This is a genomic window from Billgrantia zhangzhouensis (assembly GCF_021404465.1).
Lineage (GTDB): Bacteria > Pseudomonadota > Gammaproteobacteria > Pseudomonadales > Halomonadaceae > Halomonas > Halomonas zhangzhouensis.
On sequence record NZ_JABFTT010000005.1, the window covers coordinates 97,067 to 121,153 of the forward strand.

The 24,087-nt window shown below is 63.3% G+C and carries 19 protein-coding genes; 4 read left to right on the forward strand and 15 right to left on the reverse strand.

Going from position 1 to position 24,087, the window contains the following annotated elements:
- Positions 1-74: 74 nt before the first annotated feature.
- Positions 75-701 (forward strand): hypothetical protein, encoded by a 627-nt coding sequence (locus HOP51_RS07755; protein ID WP_234273373.1) that lies wholly within the window; start codon positions 75-77, stop codon positions 699-701.
- A gap of 139 nt (positions 702-840) precedes the next feature.
- Positions 841-1,500, forward strand: coding sequence for a peroxiredoxin (locus tag HOP51_RS07760; protein WP_234273374.1), 660 nt, complete (start codon positions 841-843; stop codon positions 1,498-1,500).
- 86 nt (positions 1,501-1,586) lie between these two features.
- Here the strand turns inward: HOP51_RS07760 and ppc are convergent, their stop codons facing one another.
- From ppc to cysM, 5 genes are read right to left on the reverse strand one after another with little or no spacing between them, the layout of a single operon-like run.
- Positions 1,587-4,235 (reverse strand): phosphoenolpyruvate carboxylase, encoded by a 2,649-nt coding sequence (gene ppc / locus HOP51_RS07765; protein ID WP_234273375.1) that lies wholly within the window; start codon positions 4,233-4,235, stop codon positions 1,587-1,589.
- Positions 4,232-5,119 carry a nucleoside triphosphate pyrophosphohydrolase gene (gene mazG / locus HOP51_RS07770; protein WP_234273376.1) on the reverse strand — a complete coding sequence of 296 codons (888 nt, stop codon included), beginning with the start codon at positions 5,117-5,119 and terminating at the stop codon, positions 4,232-4,234. The genes ppc and mazG overlap by 4 nt, the downstream gene beginning before the upstream one ends.
- Complete coding sequence (gene relA / locus HOP51_RS07775) at positions 5,116-7,392, reverse strand: GTP diphosphokinase (protein ID WP_234273377.1); 2,277 nt, start codon at positions 7,390-7,392, stop codon at positions 5,116-5,118. The genes mazG and relA overlap by 4 nt, the downstream gene beginning before the upstream one ends.
- A 4-nt stretch (positions 7,393-7,396) precedes the next feature.
- Entirely contained in the window at positions 7,397-8,830 is a 1,434-nt protein-coding gene (locus tag HOP51_RS07780; protein ID WP_234273378.1) for a TRAM domain-containing protein, read from the reverse strand.
- A 1-nt stretch (position 8,831) separates the two neighbouring features.
- A complete protein-coding gene (gene cysM, locus HOP51_RS07785; RefSeq protein ID WP_234273379.1) occupies positions 8,832-9,728 on the reverse strand; it encodes a cysteine synthase CysM in 897 nt (298 codons plus the stop codon).
- Between the two features lie 116 nt (positions 9,729-9,844).
- Here cysM and HOP51_RS07790 point away from each other — a divergent pair, with 116 nt between their 5' ends.
- On the forward strand, positions 9,845-12,574 hold the full coding sequence (locus tag HOP51_RS07790; protein WP_234273380.1) for an ATP-binding protein: 2,730 nt from the start codon (positions 9,845-9,847) through the stop codon (positions 12,572-12,574).
- Between the two features lie 58 nt (positions 12,575-12,632).
- Here the strand turns inward: HOP51_RS07790 and pdxJ are convergent, their stop codons facing one another.
- The 10 genes from pdxJ to rpoE all read right to left on the reverse strand — a co-directional run bounded on the left by pdxJ (position 12,633) and on the right by rpoE (position 22,666).
- Positions 12,633-13,424, reverse strand: a complete 792-nt coding sequence (gene pdxJ, locus HOP51_RS07795) for a pyridoxine 5'-phosphate synthase (RefSeq protein ID WP_234273381.1) — start codon at positions 13,422-13,424, stop codon at positions 12,633-12,635.
- A gap of 34 nt (positions 13,425-13,458) precedes the next feature.
- Positions 13,459-14,160 carry a DNA repair protein RecO gene (gene recO, locus HOP51_RS07800; protein ID WP_234273382.1) on the reverse strand — a complete coding sequence of 234 codons (702 nt, stop codon included), beginning with the start codon at positions 14,158-14,160 and terminating at the stop codon, positions 13,459-13,461.
- A gap of 31 nt (positions 14,161-14,191) precedes the next feature.
- A complete protein-coding gene (gene era, locus HOP51_RS07805) occupies positions 14,192-15,091 on the reverse strand; it encodes a GTPase Era (RefSeq protein WP_234273383.1) in 900 nt (299 codons plus the stop codon).
- Positions 15,088-15,780, reverse strand: a complete 693-nt coding sequence (gene rnc, locus HOP51_RS07810; RefSeq protein ID WP_234273384.1) for a ribonuclease III — start codon at positions 15,778-15,780, stop codon at positions 15,088-15,090. The genes era and rnc overlap by 4 nt, the downstream gene beginning before the upstream one ends.
- A 24-nt stretch (positions 15,781-15,804) precedes the next feature.
- Positions 15,805-16,608 (reverse strand): signal peptidase I, encoded by an 804-nt coding sequence (gene lepB / locus HOP51_RS07815; RefSeq protein WP_234273385.1) that lies wholly within the window; start codon positions 16,606-16,608, stop codon positions 15,805-15,807.
- 14 nt (positions 16,609-16,622) lie between these two features.
- On the reverse strand, positions 16,623-18,440 hold the full coding sequence (lepA, locus tag HOP51_RS07820; RefSeq protein ID WP_234273386.1) for a translation elongation factor 4: 1,818 nt from the start codon (positions 18,438-18,440) through the stop codon (positions 16,623-16,625).
- Positions 18,441-18,635: 195 nt separating this feature from the next.
- The gene (locus tag HOP51_RS07825) at positions 18,636-20,063 is read right to left on the reverse strand and encodes a DegQ family serine endoprotease (RefSeq protein WP_234273387.1); all 1,428 of its coding nucleotides are present in this window, start codon (positions 20,061-20,063) and stop codon (positions 18,636-18,638) included.
- 125 nt (positions 20,064-20,188) lie between these two features.
- Positions 20,189-21,169: a MucB/RseB C-terminal domain-containing protein gene (locus HOP51_RS07830; protein ID WP_234273388.1), complete on the reverse strand. Its 981-nt coding sequence runs from the start codon at positions 21,167-21,169 to the stop codon at positions 20,189-20,191.
- On the reverse strand, positions 21,169-21,879 hold the full coding sequence (locus HOP51_RS07835) for a sigma-E factor negative regulatory protein (RefSeq protein ID WP_234273389.1): 711 nt from the start codon (positions 21,877-21,879) through the stop codon (positions 21,169-21,171). The genes HOP51_RS07830 and HOP51_RS07835 overlap by 1 nt, the downstream gene beginning before the upstream one ends.
- Positions 21,880-22,060: 181 nt before the next feature.
- A complete protein-coding gene (gene rpoE, locus HOP51_RS07840; RefSeq protein ID WP_234273390.1) occupies positions 22,061-22,666 on the reverse strand; it encodes an RNA polymerase sigma factor RpoE in 606 nt (201 codons plus the stop codon).
- A 297-nt stretch (positions 22,667-22,963) separates the two neighbouring features.
- Here rpoE and HOP51_RS07845 point away from each other — a divergent pair, with 297 nt between their 5' ends.
- Positions 22,964-24,040 carry a 3-deoxy-7-phosphoheptulonate synthase gene (locus HOP51_RS07845; RefSeq protein WP_234273391.1) on the forward strand — a complete coding sequence of 359 codons (1,077 nt, stop codon included), beginning with the start codon at positions 22,964-22,966 and terminating at the stop codon, positions 24,038-24,040.
- Positions 24,041-24,087 lie beyond the last annotated feature (47 nt).

Genomic DNA, 24,087 nt, shown 5'->3' on the forward strand with positions numbered 1-24,087 from the left:
TGACATCAACGAGCCACACCGCACAGGGAAATGGGTCAGGGCACATGAGAACGTGTTGCAGAGGTGCCATTGCAATGGTTGCCGGCCTGACGCTGTTGCCACTCTTGGCCATGGCCGATGAGCCCGCGCCGCTGCAAGGCATGCCAGCCGCCTACACCGAGGCTTCGCACGACCTGCTGGCCGCCTTGACCATGACCCGACTCCAGGCGCCCTCGTACGCCGGCAAGACCAGCGACCTGATGTACCTCGACAACGGCCTGGTACTGGAGGGAGGCGACCTACAGACTCCCGATGGCTATACGTCCGGTTTTCGCATCACGGCGGGCTTCTCGCCAGCCAACCTGCCACGGCTCGACCTCGGTGCCGAATTCACCTATCGCGAAAGCGACGAAGTCCCGACCCGCCACGCTGACCAGGCGCTGCTGTTGAACACCACGACGCTGGGCGGCAGCCTGGTGGCTGGCGTGCGCCTGGGGCAGTTCGGCCTTTATGCGAAATCCGGCTTCGCCGAATGGGAAGGCGACCCGGTGACCCAGAGCGAGCCGCTATACATGGCAACGACCGGCACCGCCCGTATCCAGGGCTTCGGCGCTCGCCTGCAGCACAACCGCCTGGTGAGCCGCTTGGAGTTCGAGGAGATCGACGCCCCCAGCATGACCCATCTGAATCTGATTACCGCCTCGCTCCACTACGCCTTCTGATTCGCCTTCCCGGCTCTTCCCAAGGCGACGCTTTGCAACCTTATTCCCTGCAACTCTGACAGGCGTGTTCTATATTCAAGCAGCGTCTGCATGCGGCCATGCAACGCCTACCTTGAACCCATGATCCTGGAGCACGACGATGAGTCTCAGAATCGGCGATACCGCGCCCGATTTCACGGCCCAAACCACCCAGGGCACCGTGAATTTCCATGAATGGATCGGCGATAGCTGGTGCATTCTGTTCTCGCATCCGAAGGACTTCACTCCGGTCTGCACCACCGAGTTGGGCTACATGGCCAGGCTCAAGCCCGAGTTCGACAAGCGCAACACCAAGATCATCGGTCTCTCGGTGGATCCGGTCGACAACCACGCCGCCTGGGCCAAGGATATCGAGGAAACCCAAGGCACCGCACCCAATTATCCGATGATCGGCGACGACAAGCTAGAAGTGGCCAAACTCTACGACATGCTCCCCGCCGAGGAGCCGGGCAGTGCCGAAGGCCGCACGCCGGCCGACAACGCCACGGTACGCTCGGTGTTCATCATCGGGCCGGACAAGAAGATCAAGGCCATGCTGGTCTACCCGATGACCTCGGGCCGCGACTTCAACGAGGTGATGCGTCTGCTCGACTCGATCCAGCTGAACGCCAGGCATACCGTGGCCACGCCGGTGAACTGGCGGCCCGGGGACGATGTGATCATCCCTCCCTCGGTCAGCGACGAAGAGGCGAAGAAGAAGTACCCCGAGGGGTTCACCACCCTCAAGCCCTACCTGCGTACGGTGAAGCAACCTCAGTAGGACACGTCTGAGTTGACCGCACACGACTGCCCCGGCCAAGGCCGGGGCGTTTCACTCTGACAAGGTGTGGCCAAGCGCAGTGACTGTTAGCCTGTGTTGCGCAGGCCTGCGGCGATGCCCGCCATGGTCACCATCAGCGCACGCGAGAGTTCGCCGCTGATCGCGCCGTCGGCGTCGCGGTTACGCTGCAGCAGCTCGGCCTGCAGGCCATGCAGCGGATCAATGTAGGGGTTGCGCACCTCGATGGCCTGGCGGATCAGCGGTGTCTGCTCCAACAGTTGCGGCTGGTCGAGAATCTCCAGCACCACCGACTGCAGTTGAGTGAAGCGCTGACGCAGCTCGGCACCCAGTTCCTTGAGGGCCGGTTCGTCGACCAGACGCTGCTCGTAGTAGGAGGCGATGCCTACGTCGGCCTTGGCCAGCAGCATCTCCAGCATGTCCAGGTAGGTACCGAAGAAGGGCCAGCGATCGCGCATCTCTCGCAGCACCTCGAGACCACCCTCCTCCTCAATGCGCGCCGAGAAGGCTTCGCCGCTGCCCAGCCAGGCCGGCAGCATGAGACGGATCTGGGTCCAGGCAAAGATCCAGGGGATCGCACGCAGCGTTTCCACCCCACCATCCTGGCGACGCTTGGTCGGGCGTGAGCCCAGCGGCAGATGCCCCAGCACGCCCTCCGGTGTCACTGCGCGGAAATAAGGCACGAAATCGGGATCTTCGCGCACCACGCCGACATAGGCGCAATGGGCGGTCTCGGCCAGCCGATCCATCTCCGCACGCCAATGCGGTTCAGGCGCCGGAGGCGGCAGCAGGGTCGCCTCCAGTACCGCACAGGCATAGATCTCCATCGAGCGCAGGGCAATATCGGGCTGACCGAACTTGAAGCGAATCATCTCGCCCTGCTCGGTGACGCGCAGGCTGCCGTTCACCGAACCCGGCGGCTGCGAGAGGATGGCCGCATAGGCCGGACCGCCACCGCGCCCCACTGCTCCGCCGCGACCGTGGAACAGAGTCAAGGCAACGCCGTGGTCACGGCACACCTCGACCAGACGCTCCTGGGCCCGATATTGCGCCCAGGCCGCTGCCAGTTGGCCGGCATCCTTGGCCGAATCGGAGTAGCCGATCATCACCTCCTGGCGCTCGCCGGCCAGCGCCCGGTAGCCCGGCAGCGCCAGCAGCCGACCGATCACGTCGCCGGCTCGGTTGAGGTCGTCGAGGGTTTCGAACAACGGCGCGATAGGTAGCGAGACGACACCCCCCACCTCCTTCATCAGCAGGGCGACGGTGAGCACGTCGGAAGGCTGCCCGGCCATGGAAATGATATAGGTACCCAGCGCTTCGGACTGCTCGTTGGCAATGACCAGGAAGGTATCCAGCACCTCGCGTGTCTCGGCCGAGCACTCCCAGCGCCTTGGAATCAGCGGCCGGCGCGACTCGAGCTCGGCCAGCAGGAAGGCCTGGCGCTGCTCCTCGCTCCAGTCGCGGTAGTGACCGAGGCCCAGGGTCTGGGTCAGCTCTTCCATGACCATGGCGTGACGGCTCGCTTCCTGGCGGATGTCGAGCTTGGTCAGGGTTACGCCGAATACTGCCACCCGACGCAACGTGTCGAGCAGTGCGCCGTTGGCGATGGTGTCGAGGCCGACATCGCACAGCGAGCGATAACAGGTGAGCAGCGGCGCATAGAGCTGATCGCTGTTCTCGATGATCGGACCACCCTCGTAACTGCGTCCGTCGAGCTGGGCCTTGGCCCAGTCGCGAGTCGCCTCGACCCTCTGCAGCAGACGCTTGAGCAGCTCGCGGTAGGGCTCGGCGACGTTACCCACCTCGGCGCGCAGCGCGCTGTTGCATTTCCACATGGAGAGCTCGGCCTTGAGCTGTTCCAGGTCACGCAGGTAGAGATCCGCCGCCATCCAGCGTCCCAGCAGCAGCACCTCGCGGGTGACCCGCGAGGTGACATTGGGATTGCCGTCGCGGTCGCCGCCCATCCACGAGGCGAAGACGAGCGGTGCGGCATCCAGCGGCAACCGTTCGCCGGCACACTCGAGCAGCAGGCTGTCGAGATCGCGGTGGAACGCAGGGACCGCCTGCCACAGCGAGTTTTCGATCACAGCAAAGCCCCACTTGGCCTCGTCCACCGGCGTAGGCCGCTCATGACGGATCTCGTCGGTGTGCCAGGCCTGACTGATCAGCTCTTCGAGACGGCCACGGGCGCGGCTGGCCCGCTCGGGGTAGTCGAGTGAGGACTCGATGATGGTGAGGCACTCGTCGATGGCGTCGTACTTCTGGATCAGGGTGCGCCGGATGACCTCGGTGGGGTGCGCGGTCAGCACCAGTTCGACGCGCATGCTGGCCAGGCTCTCGACCAGCTTGCGTGGCGCATGGCCGGCATCGCGGGCACGCTGGAGCAGATCGGAAAGCACCGGTTGCGAACCGGGCTTGTAGTCTTCCACGCGACGAAAGCGCGCCCGGTAGTGCTGCTCGGCGATGTTGGCCAGGTTGAGGAACTGGTTGAAGGCACGCGTCACCGGCAGCAGGTCGCGATCGGGCAGCTTGCGCAGATATTCGATCAGCTCGCGGCTGCTCTGCACGTCTCCCTGCCGGCCGCTCTTGGCCAGGCCGCGGATGGTCTCGATGCGGTCGACGAAGCTCTTGCCCAGATCATCGGCGATGGTGCGGCCCAGGCTGTCGCCGAGGATGCGTACGTTGTCACGTAGGGATTCGTGCAGATCGCCACTCATGGCCGATCTCCTCCTGAAGTCGATTCGGAATGTCCTGACGTATCGGTCGTTGCTGCCTCGAGCCGCTTGGCCTGCTGCCAGTAACCCTCCATGGTGTCGAGGTCGACGTCGCGCGTGGTCATGCCGCGCTCGGCCAGTGCCGCCTCGACATGGCGAAAGCGCCGCTCGAACTTGGCATTGGTCTCGCGCAGGCACTGCTCGGGATCGGCCTTGAGAGTGCGCGCCAGGTTGGTCACGGCGAACAGCAGGTCCCCCACTTCTTCCGCTGCATGTCGGTGGTCGCCCTCAGCCAGGGCCTGCTCGACCTCGTCGAGCTCTTCGCGAATCTTGTCGATCACTCCCGTGGCGTCGGGCCAGTCGAAGCCCACTCGGGCCGCGCGCTTGGAGAGCTTGGCGGCACGCGACAGTGCCGGTAGCGTGCGTGGCACATCGTCGAGCACCGAGACGCTGGCCTCGGTCCGCCCGGCTCGCTCCTCCGCCTTGAGCGACTCCCAGCGGCTATTGACTTGCCGGGTCTCCACTTGCTCGGCACTGACGCCCGCGGGGCGGCGCGACGCCAGGGTGCCATCGGGAAACACATGCGGATGGCGGCGAACCATCTTGGCCGTCAGGGTATGCACCACATCGTGAAAATCGAAGCGCTTCTCCTCACGAGCGAACTGACTGTAGTAGACCACCTGGAACAGCAGGTCGCCGAGTTCACCCGGCAGCTCGTCGAAGGCCCGACGCTCGATGGCATCGGCCACCTCATAGGCCTCTTCCAGGGTATGCGGCACGATGCTATCCCAGTCCTGCTTGAGATCCCATGGGCAACCCTGCTCGGGATCACGCAGCACGGCCATCAGCATCAGCAGGTCGTCGATGCCATGTCGGGCTTCACTCATGTGCCACTCCCCTTGCGTTTCATCGCCTTGGCTCCGGTGCGCAGGCGCTGGACCTCGATCACGTTGGACAGCTGCTGGATGCGTGAAAAGAGCCTACCCAGCATCTCCAGTCCATCGACTTCCACGGTAATGCGCATCCGGGCGATGCCATCGCTGGTATCGGTCAGGGTATTGACCGACAGCACGTTGACCTTTTCATTGCCGAGAATGCCCGTCACGTCACGCAGCAGGCCGGAGCGGTCCCAGGCCTGGATCTCGATGTCCACGGGGTATTGGGTGCGGGCGCGCTGGCCCCACTCCACTTCGATGACCCGCTGCGGCTCGTCGATGCGCAGCTGCAGGATATTGGGGCAATCCTGGCGATGCACGGTGACGCCGCGCCCCTGGGTGATGAAGCCTACAATCGGCTCGCCAGGCACCGGATGGCAGCAGTTGGCCATGCTGGTCTTGAGGTTGCCCACGCCCAGCACGGTAATATCGCTTGTCGCACCTTTCCCCGTATCGCGTCGCGGCTTGGCCAGCAGACGGTCGAGCTGCTCCTGGTCGTCGGTCTCGCCGAACAGCTGCTGGGCCTGGTGCAGCACCTGCCCGATGCGCAGGTCACCGGCTCCGAGCGCGGCGTACATGTCCTCGGGGCTCTGATAGTTGACCTTGTGCGCCAGGGTATCGAGATCCATGTCCTCCACGTCGAGGCGACGCATCTCGCGCTCGAACAGCACCTTGCCCTCTTCCATGTTCTGCTCGCGGGCCTGGTGCTTGAACCAAGACTGAATCTTGGTTCGCGCCCGCGAGGTGCGCACGTAACCGAGGCTGGGATTGAGCCAGTCGCGGCTGGGTCCACCCTTGCTGGCGGTGAGAATCTCGACCTGCTGGCCGGTCTTCAGCTTATAGGTGAGCGGCACGATGCGGCCGTCGACCTTGGCCCCGCGGCAGCGATGACCGACCTCGGTATGCACTCGATAGGCGAAATCGATAGGCGTGGCGATACGCGGCAGGTCGATGACGTGGCCGTCCGGCGTGAAGACGTAGATACGGTCTGGGGCTACGTCGCTGGACAACCCTTCGCGCAGATCGCCGAAATCACCGACCTCATCCTGCCATTCGAGTACCTGGCGCAGCCAGGCGATCTTCTCTTCGTAACTGGAACTCTTGCCGCCGGTATCGTGCCCCTTGTAGCGCCAGTGAGCGCAAACGCCCAGTTCCGCCTCGTCGTGCATGGCAAAGGTGCGGATCTGAATTTCGAGTACCTTGTTCTCCGGCCCCAACACGGCGGTGTGCAGCGACTGATAGCCGTTCTTCTTGGGGTTAGCGATGTAGTCGTCGAACTCGTTGGGCACATGGTGCCAACGCGAGTGGACCAGCCCCAACACGGTGTAGCAGTCGGCCACCTCCGGCACCAGAATACGTACGGCGCGCACGTCGTTGACCTGGGCGAAGTCGATACGCTTGCGCTTCATCTTGCGCCAGATCGAGTAGATATGCTTGGCGCGGCCATTGACCTCGTACTCGGTGATGCCCTGGGTCTCGAGCATGCCTTTGAGGGTTTCGACCACATCATGGATATAGCGATCGCGATCCAGCCGCTTCTCGGCCAGTTGGCGGGCAATCGCCTTGTAGTCATCCTCGTGCAGGTAGCGGAAGGAGAGATCCTCGAGTTCCCACTTGACCTGACCGATGCCCAGGCGATGGGCCAACGGGGCGTAGATGTCGAACACCTCTCGAGCCACCTGCAGGCGTTTCTCACGCGGGGCATCCTTGACTTGGCGCAGAGCACAGGTGCGTTCGGCGATCTTGATCAGCGCCACACGCACGTCGTCGATCATGGTGACCAACATCTTGCGCAAGTTGTCCTGCTGGTCGTGCTGCACCAGCCCCTGGCTGGGAACCTGGGCGTTGCTAATGGCTGCCATCTGCAGCACACCCTCGATCAGGTGTGCCACTTCCTTGCCGAACCGCCGCGCCACGGACTCGACCGAAATCAGGCCCTCGCGCACAGCACGGTAGAGCACCGCCGCCTCGAGGGCCGTCTGATCGAGCTTGAGCAGGGCCAGAATGTCCGCCATCTCGAGGCCCATGCGGTAGGTGGTGTCCTGGGGCAGCCAGGCCTTGTGCGGACGGTCGGCTTCCTGCGACAGGTGCTTGGCCAGCTCGCAAGCTTCGCGCATCTCACCGGGATCGCGCAGCTTGACGTCTTCCTGGAGACGCTCCAGCCAGTGGCCGATATCGACATCCCCATCGTCGGTCATCGGCTGGTCGTCGCGGACTTTCACCATTTTTCTAGACTCCTTGCGATAGCGGCTGGCCTGCACCGTGCTCGAGCAACAGCAACGATTCCAAGTGCGAGGTGTGCACGAACATATCGGCCACCGCCACCCGCACGATGCGATAACCGCCATGCACGAGTCGTGCCGCATCGCGTGCCAGCGTGGCAGGATCACAGGCTATGTAGACCAGCCGCGGCACGGGTCGTTCGGCCAGTGCCCGGCATACCGCATCGGCTCCGTCACGCGGTGGGTCGAGCACGACCGTCGCGGGTGAAAGGCGTGCCACGAGCTGCGCCACAGCCGCCTCGTCGTTGAGATCGAGCTGTAGCGCCTCGATGTCGAGTCCATTCCTGCCGGCATTGCCATGCAGCCGGTCCACCATATCGGGATTGCCTTCCACCGCCGTTACCGCGGCTCCGTCGGCCGCAAGCGGCAGGCTGAAGTTGCCGATACCGGCGAACAGATCCAAGAGGCGTTGACCCAAGGGATGTTGGCCAGAGCGCGGCGCCAGCCACTCGCGCACCGTAGCGACCATGGCACGATTGACCGACTCGTTGACCTGCACGAAATCGCCCGGCGCGAAACCCAGCTCTAGCTCCCCTTCGCCTCCCCACAGCCGATAAGTGAGCGACGGCGCTTCGCCCAGCCACTCCAGGGTCGGAGTTTCGCGCCCCAGCAGCCAGGCTACGGCAATGCCATGGGCTTCACCGAACGCACGCCAACGTTGCAGGTCGGCTTGTCTGTCCCGCAATTGACGCACCACCACGACGCGGGCCGCATCGGCGGCGATCAGCTCCAGGTGCCCTACCAAGCGCGGCGCGTCGAGTTCGCAGAGCAACGCCCGCAGCGGCCCGATCAGCGCCGACAGCTCCGGCTGCAGTATCTCGCAGGTTTGGATATCGACCAGACGACTGGCGTGACGTGCACGAAAGCCGAGATGCACGCCGCCTTCGGCATCCACCTTGACGCCAAGGCGGGCGCGACGGCGATAACCAAGCGGCTCCGCCGCCAGCAACCCGGGAGACGTCGGTAATTCGATACCCTCCCGCTCCAGCAGGTCGACGAGTACCCGACGCTTGTGCTCACGCTGGGCCTCGACGGCAAGGTGCTGCAGGTCGCAGCCACCGCACTGGCCGTAGTGGTTACAGGGGGGCACGACTCTCTCGCCAGCCGGTTCGAGCAACTCGCGGACATGTGCCTCGTCGTAGCGCTTGCGAGTGCGATGTACCGCCACCTCGACACGCTCGCCGGGCAGCGCCCCCTCGACGAACAGGGTCTTGCCGTTGGTCGAACGGGCCACGCCCCGGCCGTCATGGGCAAGACGCTCGATGGCGACGGCGTCATCCTCGGCCCTTGTCGCTATGGGCGTCGCTTCGTTCGTGCGCTTGTGTAGCCCGGAAACGCCGGAGCGTTGGCGCGCCGGACGTCGCTTGCCAAGCATTGCCACCTCAAGCCTCCGGGGCGAACAGCCCGGTCGAGAGATAGCGGTCGCCACGGTCACAGACGATGAACACGATCGCGGCGTTTTCGACCTCCTCGGCGATGCGCAACGCCCCGGCAAGGGCCCCCCCGGAAGAAACACCCGCAAGGATACCCTCCTCCCGCGCCAGACGACGCATGTGCTCCTCGGCTTCATGCTGGCCGATGTCGAGCACGCGATCGACCCGGGTGGCATCGAAGATACTGGGCAGGTACTCCTTGGGCCAGCGACGGATACCGGCAATGCTGGCGCCATCCTCCGGCTGCAGACCGATGATCTGGACAGCGGGATTGCGCTCCTTGAGGTACGCCGATACCCCCATGATAGTGCCGGTGGTACCCATGGAGCTGACGAAGTGGGTAATCGTCCCGCCGGTCTGCTCCCAGAGCTCGGGACCGGTACTGCGATAGTGCGCCAGCGGATTGTCGGGGTTGGCGAACTGGTTGAGCGGCTTGCCTTCGCCACGCGCGATCATCGTCTCGGCCAGATCACGCGCCTCCTCCATGCCGCCCTCCTTGCTGACCGTGATCAGCTTGGCACCATAGGCCGCCATGGCCTGCTTGCGCTCGCTCGAGGCGCTCTCCGGCATGATCAGGATCATGCGGTAATCCTTGATCGTCGCAGCCATGGCCAAGGCAATGCCAGTGTTGCCCGACGTCGCCTCGATCAGGGTATCGCCTGGCGAGATGTCGCCGCGTGCTTCGGCCTGCTCCAGCATCGACAACGCTGGGCGATCCTTGACCGAGCCGGCAGGGTTGTTGCCCTCCAGCTTGGCGAGCAGAGTGTTGTTGCGACCCGCCGTAATGCGCTTGAGGCGGATCAACGGCGTATGCCCAACGATATCCTCAATGGTAGGAAACTGCATGTAACCGTCCTTAGAGTAAGGTCTTTTCGTTAGTATATCCGTGCCGCCATTCACTGGACAGGCAGGCTCCGCCAATGTGGCATACTGAATACAGGGCTCGTAACCAAGGAAAGTCGATGTCGCTCGGAAATCGCCTGACACTGTGGATACTGTGTCTCCCTCTGCTGGTACTGCTGGTCGTGGCGGTTTTCGCGCTGCACCTGGATACCGAATGGCGCAAATCGGCCTTGCGCGATCGAGTCATCACTGCCGTCGAGCAGCAAGCCCCCGAGATGGCCATGGCCATATACGCCAATGAATCCTCACGACTGGACGGCATGGCCAGGCGCCTGCTGAACATTGACGAGGCACGTGGTGTGGGGATCTATTCCGACAGCGACACGATCCAACTCGAACTGGGCCGCAGTCGTGCCCAGATTGCGATCACCCCGCCACAAGCACGACATCTCGATACCAGCAGCGACCTGTGGCAGTTGCTGATGCCGCTCGAGCCAGACGAGCTGGCAGGCAGCGTGGTCAGCAGGGCCTGGCTGGAACTCGACATCGACAGTCGCGCTCTTACCCTCGACTACTATCGGCGCCTCGCCACCACCGGGCTGGGACTGCTGATCCTCGGGCTGCTGCTGTTCGTGATCGCCTCGGCGCTCGGCCGTCGGGTGGATACCAGCCTGGACGATGCTGCCGAGGTACTCAGACGCCTGCGCGGTGGCGATCTCGAGACTCACCTACCCGAGGAAGGCCCGCCCGAACTGCGCCGCCTGGCCCGCCATGTGAATGCGCTGGGCGACGAAATGAGGCAGTCACGCGAGAACATGCAGCGCCAGATCGAGCAGACCACCGCCGAGTTGGAAGAGTCGATGGAAACCATCGAGATCAAGAACATCGAACTCGACCTGGCTCACCGCAGGGCGCTCGAAGCCAACCGCATCAAATCCGAATTCCTTGCCAGCATGAGCCACGAGATCCGCACGCCGCTCAACGGCATCGTCGGCTTCTGCCGCCTGCTGGGACGTTCGCGCCTGGAACCGCGCCAGCGCGAATGGCTCGATCAAGTGCAGATCGCCTGCGACAATCTGCTCGCCCTGGTCAATGACGTGCTCGACTTCTCGCGCATGGAAGCTGGCCGACTCGAGCTGGATCGCGCTGAATTGGACATGGTGTCGCTGGTCGACGAGGCGCTTGGGCTACAAGCGCCCTTGGCCCACCAAAAGGGACTGCACCTGCTAGGCCTGGTCTACGACGACGTCCCCTCTCCATTGCGTGGCGATCCGCTGCGCATCCGCCAGGTCCTCACCAACCTGACCCACAATGCGCTCAAGTTCACCGAACAGGGCGAAGTCATCGTACGGGTCATGGTCGAAGAGCAGAACACCCAGGGTCGCGTTCTCCTTCGCGTCAGCATCAGCGATACCGGCATCGGACTCACCCCGCAGGAGCAGCACAACCTGTTCCAGGCCTTCCGACAGGCGGCAGCCAGCCACTCGCGCCATTACGGTGGTTCGGGGCTGGGCCTGGCCATCAGTCGACAGTTGGTCGAGCAGATGGGTGGGCAGATCACCGTGGAGAGCGAACCCTCACGGGGCTCGACCTTCTCTTTCACACTACCCTTGGATGTGGTCGGCAGTAGCGAGATAGAACCCGAGGCCATCCTCGACCACGACCGGGTCGCGCTGCATGAACCTCACGCCCCGACCCGACATGCCCTCAATCATCTACTCACGCTCTGGGGTGGCAAGGTTGAAGAACTTCGCCAGCCGGAGCTGACGCCTCCCTACCCGTCCCTGCTGGTAGCCGCCCTGCCCAGCGAACTCAATGAAACGCGGCTCGATGAGTGGCGAAGAAGGCTTCAGGCCAGCCCCTGTCCGGTGCTGCTGCTGGTCAACATGGCACCGCTGGACCTGCCCGACCTGCATCTGCCGAGCGGCTGCGAGATTCTCTGCAAGCCGGTCTCACGTCAGGCGCTGGCCGATGCCCTGCGTCGATGCAGTGCGGTGCAACGGCTCCCCAACGCCCAGGAAAGGGATCAGCCCCGGGTCCTGATTGTCGACGACAACACTATCAATCGCCGCCTACTGCGGGAATTGCTGCAACGCCCCGGCCTCGAGCTGGTCGAAGCCGGCAGTGGCGAGGAAGCCCTGGCACTGGCCGAAGGTCCTGCCTTTCATCTGGTGTTGATGGACATTCGCATGCCAGGCATGGACGGCATCGAAACCACTCGCGCACTGCGCAGGCTGGGAGGACACTGGACTCACTGCCCGATCATTGCCGTCACGGCACATGCTCACGACAGCGAACGCGAGCGGCTGCGGGAAGCGGGCATGCCGGAAGTGCTGGCCAAGCCGGTGGACTCCAACCGGCTGGAGGCTCTTCTCCAGCGTTACATCGGTCACGTGCCAGCGCCCGCCGCAGCTGCCAAGTCGCCTGCGGCGCAGGAAACCGCCCCCTCGCTGGCCAGTGAGCTGGCAGTGGTCGACATGGACCTAGGTACGCGCTTGGCGAACGGCAACGAGAGCCTGGCATACGAGCTGCTGGACGAACTGGTCGCTTCACTGCCGGATACCGTGAGCGACATGCAGAGCGCACTCTCCGCCGGAGACCCCGAGGCACTGCTGGATGCCGTGCATGCGCTCAACGGCGCTTGCCGGTACTGCGGTGCCCCCGCCCTCGCGCTGGTGGCAGAAACCCTGGAGACCCGATTGCGCTCACGCGGCATGGCTGACATCGAGCCATTGACCGAAGACCTGTTCCAGGCCATCGGACGCCTGCGCGAATGGCACGCCACGCATCGAAAAACGCCATCCGACACGACCATTGCCAGCTCGGCCACACCACTCAAGGACAGATGAAGGACGGCGGCTTCGAAGCGCACCATCCTGGCATGCTCAGTGCCGATGACGGTAATGGTCAGTGATCGTGTTCATCGTGGTCGTGGTCGTGCTCCTCCAGCGAGGCGATGAAGCCTGCCTCCTGACCGGCGATCATCAGCCGCTTCATCTCGGCCACGGCCTCCTTGAGCCCGACGAACAACGCGCGGGCGATGATGGCATGGCCGATATTAAGTTCGTGCAGCCCCGGGATCGCCGCGATGGCCTCGACATTGTGGTAATGCAGGCCATGCCCGGCATTGACCGTGAGCCCCAGTTCCAGCGCCATCTCGGTTGCCGCTGACAGACGTGCATGCTCCTCGCGGGCCGCCTGCCCCGTACATTCGGCATAGGCCCCTGTGTGCAGCTCGATTACCGGCGCCCCGGCACGCCTGGAGGCCTCGATCTGGCTCGGCTCGGGATCGATGAACAGCGACACCTCGCAGCCTGCCGCCGCCAGACGCCGACAGGCATCCGCAATCGCATCGAAATTGCCCACCACATCCAGACCGCCCTCGGTGGTCAATTCCTCGCGCTTCTCCGGCACCAGACATACATGCGCCGGACGGACCTCCTCGGCCAGCGCCAGCATCTCTTCGGTGACGGCCATCTCCAGGTTCATGCGGGTATTGAGCACCTCGGCCAGCAGGCGCACGTCGCGTTCCTGAATGTGCCGCCGATCCTCACGCAGATGAATGGTGATGCCATCGGCTCCCGCCTCTTCAGCCAATAGCGCCGCCTGGACAGGGTCGGGATAGCGCGTGCCGCGTGCCTGACGCAACGTGGCAATGTGGTCGATATTGACGCCAAGCAGAATGCGCGGGGGATGCATGAGACTCTCCAGCTACGGGTCGAGGAAGTGGCAATCAGTGTGAGGGGGAACGGCGCCGTTCGGCAAGTTGACGCATCAGCTCGCGCGAGCGCAACGGCCGCGAGCCGAGCAAAGGGGCTAGCGCCGCACGCGCAATTGCCTTGGCCGGACCGGCCAGGCCCGGCGCCGTCCAGTCGCCCCCGGCCAACAAACGCAGGGTGCGACCGTCGAGCCCCGGCTCACCAGGCACGAAGGCCCGTGAGGACGCATCGAAGCGATAACGGCCGTGAGGGTCGAGTTCGCCGCCCTCCGGTGTGGTAAAGCGTGGCGCGGCATCCAGCATGTCGAGCAGAGAGAACTCCAGGCGCCGCAGCGCCACGGCACGGCCATCAGGACGCGGCAGCGCCTCGAGCAGCGCCGTATAGAAGGCGAAGACCTCCGCCGCCGGTAGCTCGACTGGCAGCGTCCGCGTCAACAGCTCGTTGGCATAGAGCCCGCATAGCAGGCCTTCACCGGCAAGCAACGCCGCCGCTCCACGGCTCTCCATCAACCTCAGGCGTTTTAGTTCCCCTTCCCCCACCCAGGTGACATGCAACGGAGCGAAGGGCTGCAGCCGACCGCGGGAGCGCGAGCCCGGGCGCTGCACGCCCTGGGCCACCGCTCGCACGCGGCCATGCTCAAGGGTAAGCAGCTCGACCAGCGCGCTGGTCTCGCGATAGGGACGCTTATGCAGGAGGAAGGCCGGCTGCGGCTGCATGAGATCGGGCGCTTGCCAGTTAGGGGCGAGTTCAGTCGAGGTCGTAGCCCAGACTCTTCAGGGCTCTCTCATCGTCCGACCAGCCACGCTTCACCTTGACCCACAGGTTGAGCATGACCTTGGCGTCCAGCGCGCGTTCCATGTCGAGCCGTGCCTCGCGGCCAATGCTCTTGATCCGTTCGCCCTTGTCGCCGATGAGAATCTTTTTCTGTCCGGGACGCTCCACCAGGATCAGAGCACTGATGTGGATCACCTTGCCCTCGTCGCGGAACTCCTCGATCTCTACCGTGACCTGGTAGGGCAGTTCGTCGCCGAGCTGGCGCATGATTTTCTCGCGCACCAGTTCCGCCGCGAGGAAGCGCTGGCTCTTGTCGGTGATCTGGTCGTCGGGAAAGTAATGAATACTCTCGGGCAGGTGCTTGGCCACCTCCGCCTCGAGCTCGGGCACGTTGGTGCCATGCTTGGCGGAAATGGGGATGATGGCGGCGAACTCGCGCCGTGCCCCCACCTCGGCGAGCCAGGGCAGCAGCGTGCTCTTGTCCTCGAGTCTGTCGACCTTGTTGACGGCGAGAATCACCGGCGCCTCGACGTGCTCCAGGCGCGAGAGGACCACCTGGTCCTCGTCGGTCCAGCGCGTGCGGTCGATGATGAATACCACGCAGTTCACGTCGCGCAGGGCTTGGGTGGCCGCCTGGTTCATGAAGCGGTTGATCGCCTTGTTGCGGTCACGCCCGAGGATGTGGATGCCCGGAGTGTCGACGTAGACGAACTGTGCTTCCCCCTCAGTCTTGATGCCCATGACCTGGTGTCGGGTAGTCTGGGGCCGACGCGAGGTGATCGAGATCTTTTGCCCGAGGATGCGATTCATCAGGGTCGACTTGCCGACATTGGGACGACCGACGATGGCCACGAAGCCACAGGTCTCGCTCATGAGCTGGCCCCTTTCTGGTTTTCGAGCTGAAGCAAGGCAAGTTCGGCGGCTTGCTGCTCGGCATGGCGACGGCTGGAACCGGTGCCCAAGGTGTGCGAGTCGAGCAGCTCGATGTGGCACTCCACGGTGAAGGTCTGGTCATGAGCTTCGCCCTCCACCGACACCACTTCATAGCGCGGTAGAGGCGACTGACGCGACTGCAGGAACTCCTGCAACCGTGTCTTGGGGTCCTTCTGGGTATCCTGCAGATCGATCGATTCCAGACGCTCGGCATACCAAGCCAGCACACGGGCACGCGCCACGTCCATGCCGGCATCGAGGTAAATCGCGCCCAGTACGGCTTCGACCGCATCGGCCAGGATCGAGTCGCGCCGATGCCCGCCACTCTTCATCTCGCCGGAGCCCAGGCGCAAGCATTCACCGAAGGACATCTCACGGGCCAGCTCGGCCAAGGTCTGGCCACGCACCAGGCGGGCACGGAGCCGCGACAACTGCCCTTCGCGGGCCTGAGGAAAACGCGCGTAGAGCGCCTCTGCGATGACGAAATTGACGATGGAGTCGCCGAGGAACTCCAGCCGTTCGTTGTTCTGGCCCCCGAAGCTGCGATGGGTCATGGCCAGTTCCAGCAAGGCGATGTCGCGAAAGGTATAACCGATGCGTCGGCTAAAGGCGGAAAAGGATTTGCTCACGAAATTCCTGTTATTTCTGATCCATCAATGGATGCGGCGAACCTGGGTGAAGCTCGGTAGACCACCATCCCAGTGCATCCACACGGCAAACGCCCGCCCGACGACGTTCTCCTCGGGCACGAAGCCCCAGTAGCGGCTGTCGTTGGAGTGGTCGCGGTTGTCACCCATGGTGAAGTAGTGTCCGTCGGGCACGACGATTTCACGCACGCGGGGGCCCGGGTCACGTGGATTATTGTAGATATGATGGCTGACCTCGCCCAGTCGCTCTTCCAACAGCCATTCGCCAGGCGCCGAGACAGGCGCTTCGTCCAGCAGGCGCTTAGGCACGGGCTCGCCATTGACGAACAGTTGCTTGTCCTCGTAACGCACGGTATCGCCGGGCAAGCCCACCACACGCTTGATGAAATTCACCGAGGGTTCGCTGGGAAAGCGAAACACCATGACATCGCCACGCTGCGGCTCGCCCACCTCGACGATGCGGGTGTGGGTCACCGGCAGACGCAAGCCGTAGGCGTACTTGTTGACCAGAATGAAATCGCCCACCTCCAGCGTGGGGCGCATGGAACCGGAAGGAATCTGGAAGGGCTCTACCAGAAAGCTTCTCAGCAGCAGCACCACCAGCAACACCGGGAAGAAGGAGCGCGCATAGTCGACCGGCCATGGCTCCTTCATGGCGCGCTCGCGGGCGGTCTGGTCGAGCCCCTCGGTGGTACCCGCCTCGACGGCGGCCAGACGCTGTTGACGCACCGGACGCCACCAGACCATATCGAGCAGCCAGATCAGCCCTGTGATGGCCACGGCCACCACCAGAAGAAGTGAAAAATCCATAATTATCGCCGGTCCTAATCGTTCACCTTGAGTACGGCCAGGAAAGCGTCCTGAGGAATCTCTACCCGACCGACCTGTTTCATGCGCTTCTTGCCTGCCTTCTGTTTCTCGAGCAGTTTCTTCTTGCGCGTCACATCGCCGCCATAACATTTGGCAGTCACGTTCTTGCGCAGCGCCTTGACCGTGGAGCGTGCCACCACCTGTCCACCAATGGCGGCCTGGATCGCCACGTCGAACATCTGACGCGGGATCAGCTCCTTCATTTTTTCCACCAGCACCCGACCACGCGAATGCGCATGATCACGATGGATGATCACCGCCAGCGCATCGACCCGGTCGCCGTTGATCAGCACGTCCAGGCGCACCAGCCTGGCCGCCTCGAAGCGCTCGAAATTGTAGTCCAGTGAAGCATACCCTTTGGAAATCGACTTGAGGCGGTCGAAGAAGTCCATCACGACTTCGGACATGGGCAGCTCGTAGGTGAGCTGGATCTGGTTGCCAAGGAACTGCATGTCCTTCTGGGTACCGCGGCGATTCTCGCATTCGGCGATAACGTTGCCGACGAACTCCTGCGGCACCAGGATACTGGCACGCACGATCGGCTCGCGCATCTCATCCACGTCGGCCATATCGGGCAGCTTAGAGGGGTTGGAAACGTACCTGACGTCACCATTCTTCATCGCCAGTTCGTAGACCACGGTCGGCGCCGTAGTGAGCAGGTCCAGGTCGTACTCGCGCTCGAGCCGCTCCTGGATGATCTCCATATGCAGCGTGCCGAGGAAGCCGACACGGAAGCCGAAGCCCAGGGCGTCGGAATTCTCGGGCTCGTACTCCAGCGAAGCATCATTGAGCGCCAGCTTCTCCAGCGCATCGCGGAAGTCCTCGTAGTCGTCAGCGCTGACCGGGAACATGCCGGCATAGACCTGCGGCTTGACCTTCTGGAAGCCGGGTAGGCGCGGCACGTCCGGCGTCTTGGCGTGGGTGATGGTGTCACCCACCGGCGCACCGTGGATGTCCTTGATGCCGGCCACCACGAAGCCCACCTCTCCGGCACGCAGGATATTGGTTTCCTTGCGCAGGGGTGTGAAGATGCCCACCTCGTTGGCCTGCCAGTCACGGCCGGTCGACTTGATGCGAATCTTTTCGCCTTTCTTCAGGGTGCCGTCGAAGATGCGCACCAGCGACACCACGCCAAGGTAGTTGTCGAACCAGGAGTCGATGATCAGCGCCTGCAACGGCGCGTCGGGATCGCCCTTGGGAGGTGGAATGTCGCGCACCAGGCGTTCGAGCAGCGCATCGATGCCGAGCCCGCTCTTGGCCGACACCTGGCAGGCATCGGTGGCGTCCAGGCCGATGATCTCCTCGATCTCGTGGGCCACCTTGTCGGGATCGGCCTGGGGCAGATCCATTTTGTTGAGCACCGGCAGGACCTCGAGCCCCTGCTCGATGGCGGTATAGCAGTTGGCCACCGATTGGGCCTCGACCCCCTGGGCGGCATCCACCACCAGCAGCGCGCCCTCGCAGGCGTAGAGCGAGCGCGACACCTCGTAGGAGAAGTCGACGTGCCCCGGGGTGTCGATGAAGTTGAGCTGGTAGGTGTTGCCGTCCTGGGCCCGGTAATCCAGCGTGACGGACTGGGCCTTGATGGTGATGCCACGTTCGCGCTCGAGATCCATCGAATCGAGCACCTGTTCCTTGAGTTCGCGCTCGGTCAGGCCACCGCAATTCTGGATCAGACGATCGGCCAGGGTCGACTTGCCGTGATCGATATGGGCAATGATCGAGAAATTCCGAATGTGCTTCAGTTTTTCGTTGCTTGCTTCGTTGCTCATCTAGCCCAATCCGGTGTTCGACACGAGCGCGGCAGCGGCGGAGTCATCGGCGCCCGTTCACGTCATATGAATTCGATGGCCGGTATTGTACCGGCATGGCCAAGGGTTGGACAGCACAGCCATCCATGAGCCACAAAAACGAAGGCACCTCCTGACATGCCAGGAGGTGCCTGTGACTCGATTCCCAGCGAAGAATCAGCCGCGACCGAGCCTCAGCGCCACGAACAGCGAACGGCCGTCGCGATAGAGGCGCACGGGCACGGCGCGATCGGTGGGCAGCGCCTGAGCCAGCTCACGCAGTTGGGCGGCGCTCTCCACCGCATGATGGTCAATACTGACGATCACGTCGCCCGGCATGATGCCGGCATCACTGGCCGCACCACCGGGGGCAACGTCACGCACCAGCACACCGCTATCGATGCCCAGGCGCTGGCGCTCGGCATCTTCCAGCTCGGCGATGGCGAGCCCCAGACGCGCCTGGGCGTCGGAATCGCCAGGGCGCGCCTGCGCCGTCTGCTCGCTGTCGGGCCAGTCGCCAATGGTCACCGTGACGCCCTGGCGCTCGCCATCGCGCATGATGCTCAGCTCAGCCTCGTTGCCCGGCGCAACCCTGCCGATGAGGCGAGGCAGGTTGCGTGAGCGTTCGACCTCTTCGCCATCAACCTCGAGTACGATATCGCCTGCCTGCAAGCCGGCCTGGGCGGCGGGCCCTTCGGGGTCGAGATCGGCGATCAAGGCACCGCTGGCGCTATCCATGCCGAACGACTCGGCCAGATCGCGGGATACCGGCTGAATCATCACACCAAGCCAGCCGCGACGGACGCGACCGTCCTCGCGCAGCTGGCTGGCCACGTCCATAGCCACGTTGATGGGAATCGCGAACGACAAGCCCATGAAACCGCCGCTACGGGTGAATATCTGTGAATTGATGCCGACCACTTCGCCGTCGAGGTTGAACAGCGGACCGCCCGAATTGCCTGGGTTGATGGCCACGTCGGTCTGGATGAACGGCACGTAGGCATCACGCGGCAACGTGCGATTGATGGCACTGACGATGCCGGCGGTCACCGAATGGTCGAAGCCGAATGGCGAGCCGATGGCAGCTACCCACTCACCTACGCGCAGCTCATCGGAATCGCCCATATTCAGTGTCGGCAGATCCGAGGCATCCACCTTGAGCAGAGCCACGTCGGTCTGGGTATCGGCGCCCACCAGCTCGGCCTCGAGTTCACGGCGATCGTTGAGGCGCACGAGGATCTCGTCGGCTCCTTCGACCACATGGGCATTGGTCAGAATGTAGCCGTTTTCGCTGATGATGAACCCCGACCCCAGCGACTGCCGCTCGCCGCCGCGTCCAGGGCCTTCGCCACCTCCCGGAGGGACTGGGAAACGATCGCCGAAGAAGTGCCGGAAGATGTCGGGAATCTCCTGGCCACCGAAGCCTTCGAACGGCTGGGGACGGTTGGGCATGGCCCGGGTGGTGGAAATATTGACTACCCCGGGCGCCGCCTGCTCGACCAGCTCGGTGAAATCGGGCAGGTCACGGGCGAAGACAGGCTGCCACGACATCAGCACGACCAGCATCAGCGCCCCGAGAAAGAATTGTCGCGTCAATGACTTCATATAAGCTCCTGCATCAGCTTGCTTGCACCAGGTTTCAAACCCTTTCATTTCAAAGATCGCGTTTCAAACCCTTATGTCTCGAACCCTTGCACTATCGTTTATGCCGCTTCGTTGCCTGGCGGCACTCATTCCCGGGAAGGCACTTCGCGCCACGTCAGGTTTTCTGCCACCTGCACCAGTACTCGGGGAGGCAGCTCCCCCATGACCACCACTTGCATGGGGTACTCATCCCCCACCACATGGCGAACCACTGCAAGCGAGATGCCCAGCCGATGCAGCCCGGGAATCAGCCGTTCCTGCCCCTCCTCTATGGGCTCGACGAACAGGCTGAGAGTCGATAGGCCATCGCTGTAGAGGCGATGCCCTATCGCCCGGTCACGCTGTTCATCATGGGTATCGATCGGCTGGTCGATGAAGCCCTCCGGCAGCCACCCGGGACGCCACGGATGCTCCGGCGGCGGCCGCTGGGCATCCAGCACCACCCCGCCGTCATGCAGTTCAGGTGGCTGCAGTTCGGTCAGTTGGAAAGTCTCGACTACACGACCGCGGTCGTCGATCAGCTCGCGCTTCAACGGCAAGGCCGTCTGCAAGTCGAGCCAGAGACGCTGGCCGAAACGCATGCCATCGAGCGGCTCGATATCCAGGCGCACCGCGCTACGGTTGGCGATGCGCTCGTCGCTGCCCATGCCGAGCCGATAGTATTGCTCGATATGCCGGGCGATACCGGCCGGAGAAGCCGGCACTTCCTCGTCGCCGCCCGACCATGTCATGCGACCGATGAGCCCACGCCGCTCGAAGAACACCGATGGACCGTCGAGGAAACGCGCCACTTCCCGCTCGATGCCATCCTGGATCTCCCTCGAGAGCGCCAGGGTACGTACGCCATCGATGCCGATGCGTACGGCACGCGCTTGAAAGGTATGACAATGACTGGCCCATAGGCTGCGCTCGAACCATTCCAGCGGCGAGCCAGGCCGCTCCCACTCAGCCAGTTGCCGGCAGTCGAACCGTTCGGCCTGCGTTTCGGCAATAGCGGGAGTGAGAGGGAACAGCAGCGCGGCACTGCTGAGGAAGGCCAGGCGCCTTGCGATACGCCTGCCCACCATCAGCGCTGCCCCAATGTCTCGTTACCCGAAGCCCGTAGCAAAGGCATCCAGACATCGCCACTGCCGTAGGCGGCCCCTTCGGCATGCCGATCGAGATAGGACTGCAGCAGGCGCGCCTGCTCCTGGTCGTTGCGCTGCGACTGACGGGGGTTGGGCGTCATGAACAAAGGGGAGTCGAAACCAGCCCCTACCGGCATCAGGCCGGACTGCGCGCCTGAGGAAGCCGGAGAGAACAACGGCATACCGACGGGTACGGCCTGGCTGCCACCGCTAGCCTGAGCGGCCAGGCTGCGCTGTGGCTGAGTCGAGGAGGAGCGCGTCTCGCCATCAGCCAGTTGGGCGTCTCCCCCGGTGCTGGTGAAATCGCTTCCTTGGTAGAATTGTACCCCGGTGATCACCATCAGGGTGACAGCGGCGGCAATCCCCGCGCTACGGCCCAAGGAGTGAGAAGAGCGACGCGGTGCGAGACGAGGCTCCTCGATCGCCGGCGCAGGTTCGGCGTCCAGACGGGCCATGATGCCTGCCGAAAGATCCGTGCTGACATCGATGTCATGATCCCGCCTCAGCAGGCTGCGCATCAGATGGTAGCGCCGCCATGCCTCTGCTGCATCCGGCTCGCTCTCGAGTGTTTTCAGCACCCGGCGCAGCTCGAGATCATCACCTTCATTGTCCATCAGGGCAGAAAGCGATTCCCGTGCATTCTGACTCATTCCTAACACCCCCACATTGGCAAGGCACCCTGCCTCGCTATCAATGATTCCCGGCATTCCCGACCGCACCCAACCGGAATACCGACAGCCCATGAATTGCCGCTGTCATACCGCGGTCAATGCTTCAGACGTCATCGACGCGAGACAGTTCAGCGCCGAAACAAAAACATTGCCGAAAACTTCACTCCGTCAACGATTCGCGAGTCCGCGCCGTGGTCATCAGCGGTTGGATATGCTGATCCACCGCCTCCCGTGCACGAAAGATTCGCGACCGCACCGTACCCACCGGGCACTGCATGATATTGGCGATATCCTCGTAGGAAAGCCCATCGAGTTCGCGCAGGGTAATGGCCGTGCGCAGGTCGTCGGGCAGATTCTCGATCGCTTCGAATACTGCGGCCTCGAGCTGGTCTCGGGCCAGCGACGACTCCGGTGTCTCGATGTCGGAGAGCCGGCCGCTATGGTCGAGGATCTCGGCATCGACGATGTCGAGATCGCTGCCCGGCGGACGCCGCCCCCTCGAAACGAGGTGGTTCTTGGCCGTGTTGATGGCGATGCGGTACATCCAGGTATAGAAGGCACTCTCGGCGCGAAACTTGCCAAGTGCACGATAGGCCTTGATGAAAGCCTCCTGGGCCACGTCCTGCACTTCGGCATGGTCCTGTATATAGCGTCCGATCAATCCGATGATCTTGTGCTGATACTTCTTGACCAGCAGATCGAAGGCTCGCGTATCGCCTTTCTGCGCACGCTCCACGAGCTGTTGATCGCTTTCCCGATTACCCATTCACGCTCCCCCCGGCAGGGCGAGACCCTGAAGCGGGATGAGCCGTAAAAGCATCGTTAGGTAGTCTGCATGCATGGTATCAACCTGGAGCCCGTTGGCCGCTGAAAATCCCTGGACGTTTTCGTCCGTCCCGACAAGTGTTCCTGTTTCTTGGCCGCGCATCAAGCCAGCCGCCATGCCGCCGGGCTGTGACAATCCCGCGGCCGTAGGGTTCCGTTGTGATTGCCGCTTTTTCCCTCGGCGGGTGTATAGTAGTTCATCTTCTCGCCATCAACGCATCACGACACAGGTAGCAACATGTCAGATCAGCAGGTCAGCAACCTCAACGTCCTGTCCCAGGACGTACTGATCACTCCCAAAGCCCTCAAGAACGAGATCCCCCTCAGCGAAACCGCCGAGAGAACGGTGATCGAGGGTCGCCGGACGATCCAGAACATTCTCGATGGTACCGACCCACGACTGCTGGTGGTGATCGGCCCCTGCTCGATTCATGATGTCGACGCGGCCCTGGACTACGCACGCCGCCTGCGCCATCTGGCCGACGAAGTGAAGGACAGCCTCTACATCGTGATGCGCGTCTACTTCGAAAAGCCACGCACCACGGTCGGCTGGAAGGGTTTGATCAACGACCCACACCTCAACGGCTCGTTCGAGATCGAAGAAGGCCTGCATATTGCCCGCCGGCTGTTGGTCGAGCTTTCCGAGCTCGGTCTGCCGCTGGCCACCGAGGCACTGGACCCGATCTCTCCGCAGTATCTGCAGGATTGCATCAGTTGGTCGGCGATCGGTGCCCGCACCACTGAATCCCAGACCCACCGCGAGATGTCGTCGGGCCTCTCCAGCCCGGTGGGCTTCAAGAACGGCACCGACGGCAGCCTGGACGTGGCCATCAACGCCCTGCAGTCGGTATCCCACCCGCACAATTTCCTCGGCATCAACCAGAGCGGCCAAGTGGCGATCATCCGCACCCGCGGCAACGCCTACGCCCACGTGGTGCTACGTGGCGGCAACGGCAAGCCCAACTATGACAGCGTGAGCGTGGCACTGGCCGAGCAGGAGCTGAAAAAGGCCGAGATCAAGCCCAACATCATGATCGACTGCTCCCACGCCAATTCCAACAAGGATCCGGCGCTGCAGCCGCTGGTGATGGATAACGTCACCAACCAGATCCTCGAGGGCAATCGCTCGATCATGGGGCTGATGGTCGAATCGCACATCGGCTGGGGCAACCAGAAGATCCTCGACGATCACAGCCAGATGCAGTACGGCGTTTCCGTCACCGATGCCTGTATCGACTGGCCGACCACCCAGGAGGCCATCACCAGGATGGCGCAGAAACTCGCGCCGGTGCTGGCCGAGCGTCGCCAGGACTGATCTCGCCACGCCAAGGCCCGCATCGATGGATGCGGGCTTTTTTACCT